The following is a 15,001-nucleotide window of genomic DNA, read 5'->3' on the forward strand; positions in this document are numbered from 1 at the left end:
AGTTTCCTGCTCTGGCGAGAAGAGGGTTCGTTGCTAGGATATAGAGAAGTCAGCGGTTTGGAGGTGTCTATGGCGTTACCCTGGATTCTGGCGGCTCTGGCTGGCGGCCTGGTGGCGGCGGATTATAAGCGTGGACGGGAGCAGGCGCGCCAGCGACGTTACCATGAGCGCAGCCGATCACCCCAGCTAAAGCTGCGTCCCAGTGAATGGGATGAGGGCAAGGCGAGGGTGGATCCTCAGCCGGGTTCACTGGTTGCCTGTCATGTGTATGGTGCGGTGGAGCATGTTGGGGTGTGGGTGGCCCGCGACCAGATTGTGGAGCTCCACGGCAGTGGCCTGGTACGGGTGGTGTCTCCCCGTCGTTTCATTCAAGGGCGCACCGGGCGCAAGCTGTTTGTCTGCGTGGACCGGCATCACCGGCCCCTGGTGGTGCCTGGTTCAGTGGAGAGAGCGGCGGCGGCCCTGTATCAGTGCCGGGAGTATGACCTGCTCAGGGACAACTGCTACCGCTTCGTCTGGTATTGCCTGACCGGCGAGCAGCGCAGTTTCGATACCTTCGGCGGCTTGAATCGGGCACTGGCCAAGCTTCATCACAGCGACCTCTACTGGGATGCAGCCAGGACCGACTGACCCTTGATGGCGGCTCATCCTGCAGAGTCGATATTCCATAAAAAAACGGCGCCTATCGGCGCCGTTTCTGTTTCTGCTCGTTACTGCTTTTCAGCCAGTTGGGCCTTGGCGGCCGCTACCGCGGGAGCGATCAGCTCCAGACCGGTCTGCTCGCAAGGCGGCAGCTCGGCATCACAGGTGTTGACCGGCGTGACCCGGTCACCCCATTTGATCACTGCGGCGGCGGAGGTGAGGCCGGCACCAAAGGCGCAGGAGAGCAGGGTGTCTCCTGGCTTGATTCGACCCTGCTCCAGGGCGTCACACAGGGCGATGGGCACGGTGGCCGCCGAGGTGTTGCCGTAGTTCTCGATATTGATGAACGCCTTCTCGGCAGGCAGTCCCATCTTACCAATAAGGGTATCGATGATGCGCACATTGGCCTGGTGGGGCACCACTAGGTCGACCGCGTCCAGTGGGGTATTGCTCTCGGTGAGCACCTTTTTGCCCAGGGAGGACATGCCGGCGATGGCGCGCTTGAAGATCTCCCGGCCCTCGAACTGGAACTGGAAGTCGGTGGCGTCTTCGCTCCAGCGGTCCATGTCGCTGCCGAAGGCGTCGACCTTGAGGATATCCCGGGCCTGGGGATCGTTGTTCATGGCGTAGCTCAGGACGCCGGTTGGCTCCTCGCTCTCAACCGCTTCCAGAATCACCGCACCGGCCCCGTCTCCGAAGAGGACGGCGGTATCCCGCTGCAGCCAGTTGAGCAGGAAGGTGAGGCGCTCGGCGCCGATCACCAGTACCTTGCGGCACTGACCGCTGCGGATCTGGGCCGTTGCCAGTCCCAGCGCATAGAGGAAGCCGGAGCAGGCGGCGTTGATGTCAAAAGCGGCACACTGGGCGCCGACTTCCGCCTGCACTGTGGCGGCGATGTTGGGCACCAGGGTGTCCGGGGTGGCGCTGCCAAGGATGATCATATCCAGATCGCTGCCTTCGAGGCCGGCGGCGGCCAGGGCGTGTTTGGCGGCGACGGTGGCCATGGCTGAGGTGCTGACGTGGCTGATGTGGCGCTGGCCGATGCCGGTGCGGCTGCGGATCCACTCATCTGAGGTATCCATAAAGGTGGCCAGGTCGTCGTTGGTCAGGGTTGCTGGGGGCAAACACTTGCCCCAGCCGGTAATCTGGGCATGTAGCATGAACGCTCTCCAAAAAGCATGGGGTGTGGTCAACTGGTCACACCACCACTCGGAATTGCAGCATCATACCAGCGGTGAAGGAGGATGTCCCCCCCGGGGTGAGATACTGCAACGGGGCCCTCAGGCCCCGTCCATTATTGTTGATTATTGACGTGCTCCTGCACCAGGCGTTCAACGCCGGATTTGGCATGCAGGATGTGGTTGGTAAGAAGGGTAGCCGCTTCCTGAACCTTGCCCTGCCGGCACAGCTCAAGCAGCTCACGGTGCTCGTTTTCCGCCCTGGGGATGCCGCCGGTCAGCAGCAACTGCAGACGGATGTAGCGATCGGAGTTGGTGTTGAGGCTCTTCACCACCTCCATCGCCTGGGGACGATTGGCGCCCAGGTACAGGGCCGAGTGGAATTGAGTATTGAGCTCACTCCACATATTGATGCCGTTCTCTTCCCGAAAGGCGGACTCCAGCTGAGCCAATACCGCTTCGGCGGCATCCAGTTGGTCCTGGGTCAGATTGGGGATGGACTTGGCCAGCAGGTCGGGCTCGATGAGGGCGCGCAGTTCAAACAATTCGCTGGCCTGCTCGACGGAGAGCTCGGTGGCGGTGGCGCCCTTGTGGGCTTCGAACTTCACCAGGCCTTCGGCTTCCAGCTGCACCAGGGCTTCTCGAACCGGGATGCGGCTGACGTTCAGCTCTTCGGCCAGTGCACTCTGCCTCAGTGGCTCTCCGGCTTTGATGTCGCCGGAGAGGATCTTTTCACGCAAAACCTCCACCACAAGTTGGGTTCGGGTCTTGTGAACAATGGGAGTGGCCTGACTCATAGTTGCTTACTTATTGATTACACAGACTATAGGGTAACTACTTTAACTGAGATTGCAAAGCCGCAGGCCCGTTGCCGGGCCTGGGTGTGAGCCTGGTCAGTAACGCAGCTGAGGCGTGCTGCTCTGGTCACAAAGATGCTCGGGCAACAGGCTTTGGGGCAGGTTCTGCCAGGCCAAGGGACGGGTGAAGCGTTTTATCGCCTCGGCGCCCACAGAGGTGGATTGGCTGTGGGTGGAAGCGGGCCAGGGGCCACCATGTTGCATGGCGTGGCACACTTCAACGCCGGTGGGCATCTGATTGGCGATAAGGCGACCGACCCGATAGGCCAGCTCCAACATCAGAGTCTGCTCACTCAGCATCTCCTGCTCGGTGCCATGGACAGAGGCGGTGAGCTGACCAGGCAGGGCACGTATCGCCTCCAGCAGTTGCTGGGGACTGTCGAAGGTCACCACCAGGGTGCAGGGGCCAAATACTTCTTCCAACAGATCTGGGTTGGCCGCCAGGGTGTCGCCGCTGCAATTGGCCACCAGGGCCTGACTCTGGTTGACGTGGGCACAGGTTTGACCCTGGGCCACAAGGCTGACTCCCTCTGATGACACCAGCGCGTCGGCGGTCTCGGCATAGGCCCTGGCGATGCCCGGGGTGAGCATGGTGCCTGGCGCCTGCTGCTCCACCAGACGGGCGAGTGTCGTCAAATAGCGGTCACTGCCTTCCCCCTTGAGCATCAGCACCAGTCCGGGGCTGGTGCAGAACTGCCCCTGGCCCATCATCATCGAGCCATGTTGTTGCTCGGCCAGTACCTCGGCACTCTCTGCCAGCATCCGGGGCAGCAACAGCTGAGGATTGATGCTGCCAAGTTCACCGAAGAAGGGGATGGGCTGGGGGCGCTCGGCGGCGATTTGGCTGAGCAGCTGGCCCACCCTGAAGGAGCCGGTAAAGCCCACAGCCTGAATCTCGGCAGCCCGGACCAGATCCTGAGACAGCTTCGGCGAACTGCTCTGAAGCAGGTTAAATACTCCTCTGGGGGCGTCCACTTTCTCTATGGCCGACAGAACGGCCTGGGCCACTAGCTCTGAGGTGGCCGGATGGGCCGGATGGCCCTTGATTACCACAGGGCATCCGGCGGCCAGGGCCGAGGCGGTATCGCCGCCGGCGGCAGAGAAGGCCAGGGGGAAGTTGGACGCGCCAAAGACGGCCACCGGTCCTAAAGGCAGCTGATCCAGCCGGATATCCGGCTTGGGCAGAGGCTGTCGGTCCGGCTGAGCCAGGTCGATGATGGCCGGCTGTTTCGGCTGGCGCAGCAGTTGGGCAAACAGTCGCAACTGGCCACAGGTGCGGCCCCGCTCGCCGTTGAGGCGGGCCTCGGGCAGGGCGGTTTCCTGCGCCGCAACCTGGGTCAGTCTCTCCCCCAGAGCGTCGATGGCGTCGGCCATGGCCTCCAGCAGCTGGGCCCGGCGCTCTGCTGACCAGAGACGATAGTCCATGAAGGCCGAGTCGGCTGCGGCCACGGCAGCCTCAAGTTGCTCTGTATTGGCTTCGCTGAACTGCCAGGGAAGGGGCTCATTGCGCTCGGGATCAAAGCTCGAGAATCCTGCCTCGGGCTCCCCGGTCCACTGGCCGTTGATTAAGTGCTGTCCTGATATCTGGTTCATTGTCCTTAAATCTCCCATAGGGCGTGTTTATCTTTGGTGATAAGAATTTGGTCGAGCATGACGGCAATCAATCAAGAAGTTCGATTGTAGGCTAGGTACCAACCCAACGCGGTAGCTGTGTTGCTCAGAAGTTGCCTTGAGTGATGAATCAAGGCGTGGCTCTGAAGGAATGGTTATTGCCCTTCTAAAGAGTCACTACACAGAGTCAGCGCTCAAGGCGACTTCCCTACGGGTTGATTAAAACGGACTTCATGCTGCGTTTGCCAATCTTGCTTTAGGACCCTAGAGCTTTGATTGGCCGCCTTGCCTGAAGCCCGTTTTATTTCAACTGAGCTCGCAGATATCACGTTGTGTTGGTACGACTCTACGTCAAAATCGAACGACGCTGAGTGGTTGCCGTCAGGCCGGCCCCGAAGGGCGCAGCAATAGTTCTTATATTTCAACGGTATGTTGATTAAGCTGTTTGCGCTTTAGTGACATGTTTTTTTGACACTAGCGCAAAAATGCTCAGCAAAGGTCAACACGCCCTACGTAACCTGAAAGCCGAAGGCGTAGGGGTCTTCGTCGTCCACGGTAATGGTGTTGTGGCCGGTTACCCTGGCCCAGCCTTGAATGGAGGGCAGGATGGCGGGGTAGGGGCCCACTTCGGTGGTGGCTTCCACCCGTCCGATAAACTGACTGCCGATGATGGACTCATGCACATATTGCTCCCCGGTGGCCAGCAGTCCTTTGGCGTGGCGCTGGGCCATACGGGCGCTGGTGCCTGTGCCACAGGGCGAGCGGTCGATGGCCTTGTCACCATAGAACACCGCATTGGCGCCGTCGGAGTCTGTATCGAGTGGGTCCCCGGTCCACAGCACATGGGAGATCCCCTGCACCGTCGGGTCCAGCGGGTGGATGCACTCCAGTGTGTCCCGGGCGGCCTGACGCACCAGGGGACTCCAACGCAGGATCTCATCGGCGCGCCAGTGACGCAGCCCGGGAAACCGGCTCTGGGGCTCGACGATGACATAGTAGTTGCCGCCGTAGGCCACATCCACCGTGAGGGTGCCCAGTCCCGGCACCGTCAGTTCGATATCCCTGTGGGCCAGGTAGCTGGGAACATTGGTCAGCCGGACCCAGTCCACCTTGCCGCCGCTTTGTTGGTAGGCCACCTGTAGCTGCCCGGCAGGCACGTCCAGTATCAGTTGCCCCGGGATTTTGGGCGTGATCAGCCCCGCCTCCAGGGCGGCGGTCACCGTGCCTATGGTGCCGTGACCGCACATGGGCAGGCAGCCAGAGGTTTCGATAAAGAGGATGGCGGCATCGGCCTGGTCGGAGCAGGGCGGATAGAGGAAGGCACCGGACATCATGTCGTGCCCCCTGGGCTCGAACATCAGTGCTCGGCGAATCCAGTCATGGTGCGCCAGGAAATCCTGGCGCTTCTCGCTCATGGTGCTGCCCTTGAGATTCGGATGGCCGCTGGTCACCAGGCGCACCGGATTGCCACAGGTGTGGGCATCGATGCAGGCAAAGGTTCCCTTTAACATGACGCCCTCCTCAGTCCAGATTGAATTGACTCAGATCAGGCCGGGTGGCGATGGCGTCTTCATACACCTTGGTCACCCGTTGCCGCTCGGCGCCGGAGAGGGGCAGCCTGGGGGCCCGTACGTTCTCGCTGCCTCTTCCCGCCAACTGCTCGGCAAATTTGATGCATTGGACCAGGTGGGGCACGGTGTCCAGCCGTAACAGGGGCAGGAACCAGCGCCAGATCTCCCTGGCCTGGTCATAGCGACCGGCTCGTGCCAGTTTCATGATGGCCACAGATTCTCTGGGAAAGACGTTGGTCAAGCCGGAGATCCAGCCGGTGGCGCCCAGCATCAGGCTCTCCAGGGCGATGTCGTCGACGCCGCAGAACACAATGAAGCGATCGTCAAACTGGTTATGAAGCTCGGTGATGCGGCGGGTGTCTGTGGTGGACTCCTTGATGGCGACGATGTTGTCCTCCTGGGCCAGTATCTGGGTCATCTCCAGGTCCACATCCACACCATAGGTCACCGGGTTGTTGTAGATCATGATGGGCAGGGTGGTGGCCCGGGACACCTGCTGATAGTGATACAGGGTCTCCTCACGGTTGGCACGATACACCATGCCGGGCAGCAGCATGATGCCGTCCACCCCAAGCTTTTCCGCATCTTTGACGAAGCTCTTGGCAAACTCCGTGGTGGTTTCGGCGCAGCCGCTGATCACCGGTATGCGGCCGGCGGCCACTGCCACCGTGTGCTTGAGAAAGGCCCGTTTCTCCTCTGGGCTCAGGGAGCAGTTCTCGCCGACCGTGCCCAGGGCGATGATGCCGTCGATGCCATCGTCAATCAGTTGGTTGAGCATGCGGGCATTGGACTCAAAGTTGATGCTGCCATCGTCGTGAAACTGGGTGGAGATCGCCGGATAAACGCCGTTCCAGGTTACCTTCATGGGGAATCCTTCCTTATTGTTTTCCATACACAGGGCCGGTTATCAGCCTGGAAATCATCATGACCGATATGTATATTGTATGCAATATCAAAATTTATGTTACTTTAAGGTTAACGAATCGGCAGGGATCGTGGAAGATAGCTGATGAAGCTAATCATGGAGGGCTGCTTCTTTGCGCCGGAGTCGACGCCGGCAAGCGCAGCCTTTGATAAGGAGATGGAGGCAAGGGAATGAAGTTTGACGTGCCTAAGGAGCTGGCCCTGGAGGGGATCACCACCCTGGATGCTCATACCGAGGGTGAGCCCCTGAGAATCATAACCGGTGGCTACCCACCTGTATTTGGCCGGACCCTGTTGGAGAAGCGCCGCTATCTGACCGAGCATCTGGACCAGTATCGCACCCTGCTGATGCATGAGCCCAGGGGCCATGCGGACATGTACGGTTGCCTGATCACCGAGCCTGTGACCCCGGGGGCGGATTTTGGCGTGCTGTTTCTCCATAACGAAGGCTACTCCAGCATGTGTGGTCACGCCATCCTGGCGGTGACCCAGGTGGCGGCAAAGTGTGGCGTCATCAAGGCCAGCCCAACCCCCAGGGAGATCAGAATCGATGCCCCGGCCGGCCTGATCCGTGCCAGGATCTGGCAGGAGCAGGGGGAGATCAAATCCGATTTCCTCAATGTCCCCTCCTGGGCTGAGTCCCTTAACGGCTGTGTGGACGTGGCCGGGTTGGGGCCGGTGGAGTACGACATCGGCTTTGGCGGCGCGTACTACGCCTATGTGGATGCCGACGCCTTGGGTATCGACTGCAGCTCAGACAATGTCGCCGCCCTGATTCGTCACGGCAGGGCCATCAAGCAGGCGGTGATGGCGGCCCACAGCCTTACCCATCCGCTGGAGGAGGATCTCGGTTTTCTGTACGGCACCATCTTCACCTCATCCGAGTGTGCCCCCGGCCACCACAGCAAACATGTGTGCGTTTTTGCCGACGGCGAGGTGGACCGCAGCCCCACAGGTACCGGGGTGGCGGGGCGCATTGCCCTGCTGCATGCCAAGGGTGAGGTGGAACTGGGCCAAAGCCTGACCATTGAGAGCATCGTTGGTGGGCGGATGACGGTCACTGCCACCGAATCGATGGCATTCCATGGCAAGCAGTCGGTGCTGCCCAGAGTGAGTGGCAGGGCCTGGATCACCGGCTCCCACCGGTTCGTGCTGGAGCCCTCCGATCCCTTCAGCCAGGGATTTTTCCTGAGGTGAACATGAGTGAGTCGATTCTGGTTATCGGAGGGGGTGTCATCGGACTGAGCCTGGCTTGGGAGCTGCAGAGCCAGGGAGCGGATGTCACCGTGCTGGAGCGGGATGAGCCTGGCCGGGGCGCCTCCTTTGGCAACGCCGGTCACTTTGCCACCGAGCAGGTGTTTCCTTTGGCCGATCCTGCGCTGTTGCCGCAAATTCCCAAAATGCTGCTCGATCCCCTGGGACCGTTTCGAATCCGGTTAAGGTACCTGCCCAAAGCGCTGCCCTGGATGCTGAGGTTTTTGGTCAACATGACGCCCGGTCGTCGTCGCCGCAATCAGCATGCTTTGAGTGCCATCAACGAGCGGGCGGTGGCGGACTGGCGCACCCTGCTGGCCTCCATCGGCGCACAGTCGCTGATGAGTGAGCGTGGCAGCCTGCTGGTGTTTGAGTCTACCGGACTGGCAGAGCAGCAGCAGATGGCCGCCGGTTTTCGTCAGGCGGGGGTTCGGGTAGAGAGATTGGATGCCAAGCAGCTTCAGGCGCTGGAGCCGGCGTTATCCTCCTCACTGACCGGTGGGCTGCTGTTCCCGGACACCGGCCACAGCGTCGACCCCTTCGCCATCTGTCAGGCGCTGGTGGCCGCCCTTAAGCAGAGCGAGGTGAACTTTGTCCAGGGGGAGGCCCAGTCCCTCGATGCCAGTGGCGTGGTCACTCTTAAGGGGGGAGGGCGGTTGCAGGCGGACAAGGTGGTGGTCTGTGCCGGTGCCTGGTCCCGGCCCCTGGCCGCTCAGCTTGGCCATTCCGTGCCCCTGGATACCGAGCGGGGCTACCACCTGATGGTTCAGGCCGACAGTGGGCTCACTCGCCCGGTTTCCAGTGCCGAACGAAAATTCATCGTCACTCCCATGGCCCAGGGAACCCGGCTGGCGGGCACCGTGGAGTTCGCCGGGCTCCAGGCCCCCATGAATCCGAAGCGTGCCCAGATATTGCTGCCCCACGCCAAGGCACTGTTGCCCGAGATGAACGGGCAACCGGGAGAGCCCTGGATGGGATTTCGCCCCTCTTTACCGGATTCCTTGCCGGTGCTTTCCGCCTCCTGTTCTCCCAGAGTGTATTTCAGCTTTGGTCATCAGCACCTGGGGCTGACCCAGGCGGCCACCAGTGCCCGTTTGATGGCGTCATTGATGTCAGGCCGCCCTCCAGACGTGGATCTCGCTCCCTACCGCATCGACCGCTTCTGCTGATGGGAGCCAAGTACCAGGTCCGCCTGATTGCGGGCCTTTTCATTGTTGGTGGACGACCCGCCGTCATTCCCGTCATGGCGATATTTTGGGGACACCCGTTTTATCCAGTTCGCTTCCGGGGCAGCGTCAGATCCCGAATCCACTTTCTCTTGCTCAAATTCCCTAATTAATTCTACTTAACCTCGGGCGTTAGCATGAACAGGGTGCTATCCTCACAAGTGAGTTCTGATTGGACAAGGAGCGTCTCGTGTCAGAAGCCTGTATCGCTGCCATGCCTGGGCAAGTTTGCCTTTCTTACTCTGTCTGCTTCGGTTTCTTTAGAGATTGGGGCCGGTCATGAATCTTTTAGCTCCCCCCGATATTGATCAGTTGCTCTGCCTGGGACAGGAACGCCTTTGTATCGCCGGTGGTCCCTGGCTTTGTACCGGAGTGCTCAGCCCGGATGAGATGGCGCCTGTTCTGAAAGAGCAGTGCGACTCGGAGGGCATTTGTACCCAGGCCCTGCGAGGATATCGCTTCGTTGGTGCCGATGGTCATGCGGTATTTCTCTGGACCGATTGCCCCCGGGAGAAGATTCAGGTGGGGGGAGGATCAGCTGACGACTGCTAGCGCCTCTAATCGCTGGCACTGAAGTCTTCTATTACAACTTTCCGTGGTCACTTTTGCCTCTGTGACCTAGTCTCACTTGTTGCGGTACACCTACTTTCCTTGTCGGTCCTTATCTGGACTCGCAACTCAAGGAGCAAATCCATGAAACATTCTCTCTATGCGGTTGTTGCTGCGTTGCTCGGTATGGCGACGTTGCCGGCTCTGGCCAAAGATCAGGGCGCCGGCAACCATCTGGTGCTGAACCTGGTGGGGTCCGGTGATATGTATCAGAGTACGGTTCCGGATATTGACGGTGATGGCATGGAAGATGACGCCATCTGCTTTGATGTGCAGCTAATGGATGCCCACAACCGTCGTCACATCGGCACTGCAACAGATTGTCTGTCGCATGTGACTCCGGTGGGAACCGGGGTGGCCCTGGTGGGAACCACCTACTTTCATCTTCCTCAAGGTACCCTGGTTACACGGGGCAATACCTCGGTTCAGCCTGTCCTTCATCCGACCATGACACCCTCCGGGCAGGCGATCACTCACGTTACAGGAGCGGCAGGAACCGGGAATGCCATCCTTTGGGGCAGTGGCCGCTTTGCCGGGGCCATGGGAACCGTCAGGTTGTCAGGCATGGTGGATATGACCAGTTTCGCAGGAGAGCCAGGCGATCCCATCGCGTTTGACTGCCTCTTTGTTATCGACCTTTACTGACTCAGCCAGGGTGGCCGCTCTGGGGAGGGGTTGACCCTTCCCGACAAGGGAGCGGCCACCCCAATGAATTCTCATTGGTGCTCCGACACCTGTATGGGAGGTGCGATGCTCAATTTTACTCTTTACTCCGATAGCGATGCCCCCAGCAAGAGCAAACCGCTGCTGGCGGACTCTCGCAGGGACTTTGGCATGATTCCCAATTTGCATGGGGTGATGGCGGAGTCACCGCAGCTGTTGCAGGCCTATAAGATGACACACCAGCTGTTCTGTGAGTCCAGTTTCAATGATGTGGAGCGCACCATTGTCTGGCAGACCATCAACGGCTTCCATGAGTGCCACTACTGCTTGCCGGCCCACACCGCCATTGCGCATGGGATGGGGGTAGACGCGGGGCTGATCGATGCTTTGAAGGTCGGTGCGCCACTGGATGATCCCAGACTGCAGCTGCTCAGGGACACCACCCTGGCCCTGGTCCGGGAGCGAGGCCGGCTCAGCGATGCTCAGCTTCAGGCTTTTCTCAGTGCCGGGTTTAGCAAGGCGAATCTGTTGGATATGGTGCTGGCCATCGGCCAGAAAGTGATGAGCAACTACACCAACCACTTGGCCCGCACGCCCCTGGATGAGGCATTTAAACCCTACAGTTAGCCATGCGCAGCATGAAAAAAGGGTGGCGACCCAACCGCTTTCAGGTACACTGCGCACCCCGGCCACCACAGGGGTGAGCCGACTCATACAGAAGATGCCGATGCAGTTTACCGATCTGGGCCTCTCCCAGCCCCTCCTGGACGCCATTGAAGACCTTGGCTACGAGACTCCTTCTCCCATTCAAGCTCAGGCGATCCCCGCCGTGCTCGAGGGCCAGGATGTGATGGCCGCCGCCCAGACCGGAACCGGTAAGACTGCCGGCTTTACCCTGCCCATTCTGGAACGCCTGCTTGGCGGCCAGAGAGTGCGCGGCAACAAGTGCCGAGCCCTGGTGCTGACCCCCACCCGTGAGCTGGCGGCCCAGGTGCAGGAGAGCGTCGACAATTACGGAAAGAATACCCCTTTGCGCTCCACCGTGGTTTTTGGTGGTGTGTCCATCAATCCCCAGATGAAGGCACTGAGCCGCGGCGTCGATATGCTGGTGGCGACTCCGGGTCGCTTGCTGGACCTCTATCAGCAGAATGCGGTGCGTTTTGATCAGCTGGAGGTGCTGGTTCTGGATGAAGCGGACCGCATGCTGGACATGGGCTTTATCAGAGACATCAAGAAGATTCTGGCCTTGTTGCCCGCCAAGCGCCAGAACCTGCTGTTCTCCGCCACCTTCTCTGATGAGATTCGTGACCTGGCCAAAGGCCTGGTGCACAACCCGGTGGAGATTTCGGTCACCCCACGCAACGCCGCCGCCAAAACCGTGGAGCAGGTGGTGCACCCGGTGGACAAGAAGCGCAAGCCTCTGGCCCTGGCCGAGCTGATTGGCAAGGGCAACTGGCAACAGGTGCTGGTGTTTACCCGCACCAAGCACGGCGCCAATCGCCTGACCCGTTACCTGGAAGAGTTTAAGATCAGCGCCGCGGCCATCCATGGCAACAAGAGCCAGGGAGCGCGCACCCGGGCACTGGCGGACTTCAAATCCGGCGCCATCCGGGTACTGGTGGCCACCGACATCGCCGCTCGCGGCCTGGACATCGATCAGTTGCCTCAGGTGGTGAACTTCGATCTGCCCCAGGTGGCGGAGGATTACGTACACCGCATCGGCCGTACCGGCCGTGCCGGCGCCAGCGGTCATGCCATCTCTCTGGTTTGTCAGGATGAGCATGAGCAACTGGTGGCCATTGAACAGCTGATTCAGCGCCACCTGGACCGGGAAGTGTTGGAGGGGCATGAACCCCACAATGCGCTGGCGGACTCCAAGCCCATCCGTCCGCCCAAGAAGAAAAAGCCCAAGAAACCGAAGAAGCCCCAGCCGATGTCCGAGGGTGACGAAACTCGCCAGGAAGGGGAAGCCAAGCCGGAGGCTAAGCGCGCACCACGTCGCAAGCCCCAGGGTGGTCGTCCAGGTGGTCAACGCCCTCAGGGTGGGGACGGTGCCAAGGCGGCGCCCAAGCCACGCCGTCGTCGTCGCAAGCCGCAGGGTAACGCCTGATAGGACCCGGGTTCGCCATGTCAGCCCCCTCTTTGGACTACCCTTAAAGGTAGGCTTCGAAGATGACGAGGGGCGAACATGGCGGACTTTGTGGAGTGCATGAGGCTCAGGGCCAAGGCGGCGGAGGACATCTACTTCGCCGAGCAGAATCGAAAGCTGATTGAAGCCCTGCATGAGAAGTGGGACCGGGAGGCAGGCACAGAGTCTGAACCACACCCGGGCACCCACAGCAACAAAGATATCCTCAAATCTGAGCGTTGACCGCCCGAAAGGCGGTCGATTGCCGACCTCTCAACACTCTTAGATTGAACCGAAGAAACTGTGATATCTGCGAGTCATTTCTGCAGTTGGGATCTTTGATACCCCAGCCCGGTTTGAGGTGGCGCCAGTGCCGATCAAATTAGGGCGTGGATCACTGACTCTGCCCACTGAATGGATCATCATCTGCCTGCTATCAGGGGGAAACCATGAAGATTGATGATCTCGAGTTATTCAATACGGTCGTAGAGTATGGCAGCCAGAGTGAGGCTGCCCGGGTATTGGGCATTCCTCCCTCCAAGATCAGCAGGCGCCTTGCCATCATCGAACAGCAGCTCAATACCAAGCTGTTCGAGCGTTCCGCCAAGGGGTTTGAACTGACCGAAGCCGGAGAACAGGTGTTGCACAGTTGCAAGCGGGTGCTGTCGGAGATGGAGGAGCTCAAGCTCGGAGTGGGCAAATTGCAGGGAAACCCCGAGGGCGCCATCGTGGTGGCTGCCCCCCTGGATTTCATCAATCGTGTCTGCCGTCCGGCGATGAAGCAGTTCCACGAGCAATTTCCTGGCCTGCAGCTGAAGTTCATCTCCTATCAGAGCCGGCAGAACCCTATGGAGGTGCAGGCGGATCTGGTGTTCTTTGTTGGTCACCATACACCGCCGGATTGCGCCATGGTCGCTCAGAAGCTGGCGGTGATTCAGCGAAACTTTGTGGCCAGCCCAGGGTGGATTGCCGAACACCCCGAACTGGTTCACCCAAGACAGCTAGTGCATTATCCTTGCCTGCTCAGTGCCAAAGGGGCGCAACCCGCAACCCGTTGGCTTTGGAGCGAACAGGGCAGGATACACAGCCTTGATGTCGACGGTCCTCTCGACTCAGAGATCAACGAGTTGTGTATCTCCGCCGCCGTCGATGGCCTGGGTGTTGCCTGGGTTGCACCCTGTATGTGCCAGGAAGAATTAGAAGCCGGGAAGCTTCAGGTATTATTTGACGGACAATATGGCACGCCAATCACCACTTGGGGGTTATATTCCAACCGGCACTATATGCCTCAGAGGGTAAGGATTGTCTTGGAGTTTTTTAAAGAGGGTATGAAAGACATCGTTTGATATTGAGGCTGACAGTGGCGTCTTGATGACGCCACAGAGATTTAATATTTTAGAAGGACTTGGTGAGAGTGAATACCAGGCTTTCGCCTTTTGGCGTATTTTTGGCTTCAAACTCGTTTACGTACCTTAAGTTGGCCTGAAGCTTCCAAGGCAGATAGAAGACATTCAGTTCGGCCCCCAAGCCCAATGTGCGTTTTTTATGATTTGCGACGACGCCGGGTCCATCTTTGCTGTCGTCACTCAGTTGCCAATAGGCGCAATAACTAATTCCAGGTTGAACCAGCCAGGTATGATTAACGTTGAATTCTTTGCCTATTCCCCCTTCCAGAATAAACTCTTCGCCAGGTTCAATATCGGTTTCATCCTGCTCTGAATTAACTAGGGTGCGGCTCAATGCGCTGACAGACCAGGAGCGTTGTTTATCCAGATAATAGGTGCCCCCCAGACTCAGCATGCCTGACCAGTAACCCAGTCCAGGTGAGGCCGCCTTATGGGCATCGTAGTCTCCGGTAGGGGCAATAACCGCCAAAGCGGCGGCCGCATCATAGCGCTCGCCATGCCAAAACAGGGCAAAGGGCTCCAGCACCACGTCTCCCAGTGCGAAAGATTGACTGTCTTGGATGCCGGCAGGCTGAATGGAGATGGAGGTGTCTTTCATTGGCACCAGCACATTGAACGCCCAGTCCGCACCGAGAATCTTGTAATCACTGACATAGATAAAGCGGTGAACCTGGGCGTACACGTCCAGATCGAACTTAGCACCTGAGTCATTGCCTTGATTGTCGTTGAGGGTATCGGCCTGATACCAGGTGTTGTATAAGCGGTAGTGAATGCCCGGAGGCGGCGCCGAGGCGGCTTTGACTCCCTCTCCCCCGAGAGGGTAGTGCGAACCTGAGGTTGCGGCGTATGAGGAGGCAGAAATAACCAACCCGAGTACTAGAGTTGTTGCTTGAATCTGTTTTTGGGTAGTCATATTAAGATCCATTATTTAT

General features: G+C 59.3%; 15 protein-coding genes. 9 read left to right on the plus strand and 6 right to left on the minus strand.

Going from position 1 to position 15,001, the window contains the following annotated elements:
- The first annotated feature begins 69 nt into the window (after nucleotides 1-69).
- Entirely contained in the window at nucleotides 70-630 is a 561-nt protein-coding gene (locus QUE41_RS09275; protein ID WP_286342593.1) for a hypothetical protein, read from the plus strand.
- Between the two features lie 80 nt (nucleotides 631-710).
- Here QUE41_RS09275 and QUE41_RS09280 read toward each other — a convergent pair whose 3' ends face one another.
- The 5 genes from QUE41_RS09280 to QUE41_RS09300 form a co-directional block, all read right to left on the minus strand.
- Nucleotides 711-1,802, minus strand: a complete 1,092-nt coding sequence (locus QUE41_RS09280; RefSeq protein ID WP_286342594.1) for a ketoacyl-ACP synthase III — start codon at nucleotides 1,800-1,802, stop codon at nucleotides 711-713.
- 134 nt (nucleotides 1,803-1,936) lie between these two features.
- The gene (locus tag QUE41_RS09285) at nucleotides 1,937-2,617 is read right to left on the minus strand and encodes a GntR family transcriptional regulator (RefSeq protein ID WP_286342595.1); all 681 of its coding nucleotides are present in this window, start codon (nucleotides 2,615-2,617) and stop codon (nucleotides 1,937-1,939) included.
- Between the two features lie 96 nt (nucleotides 2,618-2,713).
- Complete coding sequence (locus QUE41_RS09290) at nucleotides 2,714-4,270, minus strand: aldehyde dehydrogenase (NADP(+)) (protein ID WP_286342596.1); 1,557 nt, start codon at nucleotides 4,268-4,270, stop codon at nucleotides 2,714-2,716.
- Nucleotides 4,271-4,797: 527 nt separating this feature from the next.
- Nucleotides 4,798-5,799, minus strand: coding sequence for a 4-hydroxyproline epimerase (locus QUE41_RS09295; RefSeq protein ID WP_286342597.1), 1,002 nt, complete (start codon nucleotides 5,797-5,799; stop codon nucleotides 4,798-4,800).
- A 10-nt stretch (nucleotides 5,800-5,809) separates the two neighbouring features.
- Complete coding sequence (locus QUE41_RS09300; RefSeq protein ID WP_286342598.1) at nucleotides 5,810-6,724, minus strand: dihydrodipicolinate synthase family protein; 915 nt, start codon at nucleotides 6,722-6,724, stop codon at nucleotides 5,810-5,812.
- A 230-nt stretch (nucleotides 6,725-6,954) separates the two neighbouring features.
- Between QUE41_RS09300 and QUE41_RS09305 the strand changes: the two genes are divergently transcribed.
- From QUE41_RS09305 to QUE41_RS09340, 8 genes are all read left to right on the plus strand, one after another.
- Entirely contained in the window at nucleotides 6,955-7,980 is a 1,026-nt protein-coding gene (locus QUE41_RS09305; protein WP_286342599.1) for a proline racemase family protein, read from the plus strand.
- A 2-nt stretch (nucleotides 7,981-7,982) separates the two neighbouring features.
- Nucleotides 7,983-9,206 (plus strand): NAD(P)/FAD-dependent oxidoreductase, encoded by a 1,224-nt coding sequence (locus tag QUE41_RS09310; protein WP_286342600.1) that lies wholly within the window; start codon nucleotides 7,983-7,985, stop codon nucleotides 9,204-9,206.
- A gap of 336 nt (nucleotides 9,207-9,542) precedes the next feature.
- A complete protein-coding gene (locus QUE41_RS09315; RefSeq protein ID WP_286342601.1) occupies nucleotides 9,543-9,815 on the plus strand; it encodes a hypothetical protein in 273 nt (90 codons plus the stop codon).
- A 141-nt stretch (nucleotides 9,816-9,956) separates the two neighbouring features.
- Complete coding sequence (locus QUE41_RS09320; protein ID WP_286342602.1) at nucleotides 9,957-10,517, plus strand: hypothetical protein; 561 nt, start codon at nucleotides 9,957-9,959, stop codon at nucleotides 10,515-10,517.
- A 105-nt stretch (nucleotides 10,518-10,622) separates the two neighbouring features.
- Nucleotides 10,623-11,162: a carboxymuconolactone decarboxylase family protein gene (locus tag QUE41_RS09325; RefSeq protein ID WP_286342603.1), complete on the plus strand. Its 540-nt coding sequence runs from the start codon at nucleotides 10,623-10,625 to the stop codon at nucleotides 11,160-11,162.
- Nucleotides 11,163-11,262: 100 nt separating this feature from the next.
- Entirely contained in the window at nucleotides 11,263-12,645 is a 1,383-nt protein-coding gene (locus QUE41_RS09330) for a DEAD/DEAH box helicase (protein ID WP_286342930.1), read from the plus strand.
- A 78-nt stretch (nucleotides 12,646-12,723) separates the two neighbouring features.
- Nucleotides 12,724-12,906, plus strand: coding sequence for a hypothetical protein (locus QUE41_RS09335; protein ID WP_286342604.1), 183 nt, complete (start codon nucleotides 12,724-12,726; stop codon nucleotides 12,904-12,906).
- 206 nt (nucleotides 12,907-13,112) lie between these two features.
- Nucleotides 13,113-14,009 (plus strand): LysR family transcriptional regulator, encoded by an 897-nt coding sequence (locus tag QUE41_RS09340; protein WP_286342605.1) that lies wholly within the window; start codon nucleotides 13,113-13,115, stop codon nucleotides 14,007-14,009.
- 49 nt (nucleotides 14,010-14,058) lie between these two features.
- Here the strand turns inward: QUE41_RS09340 and QUE41_RS09345 are convergent, their stop codons facing one another.
- Nucleotides 14,059-14,994, minus strand: coding sequence for a SphA family protein (locus QUE41_RS09345; protein ID WP_286342606.1), 936 nt, complete (start codon nucleotides 14,992-14,994; stop codon nucleotides 14,059-14,061).
- Nucleotides 14,995-15,001: the final 7 nt, after the last annotated feature.

It is taken from the genome of Ferrimonas sp. YFM, from assembly GCF_030296015.1.
Lineage (GTDB): Bacteria > Pseudomonadota > Gammaproteobacteria > Enterobacterales > Shewanellaceae > Ferrimonas.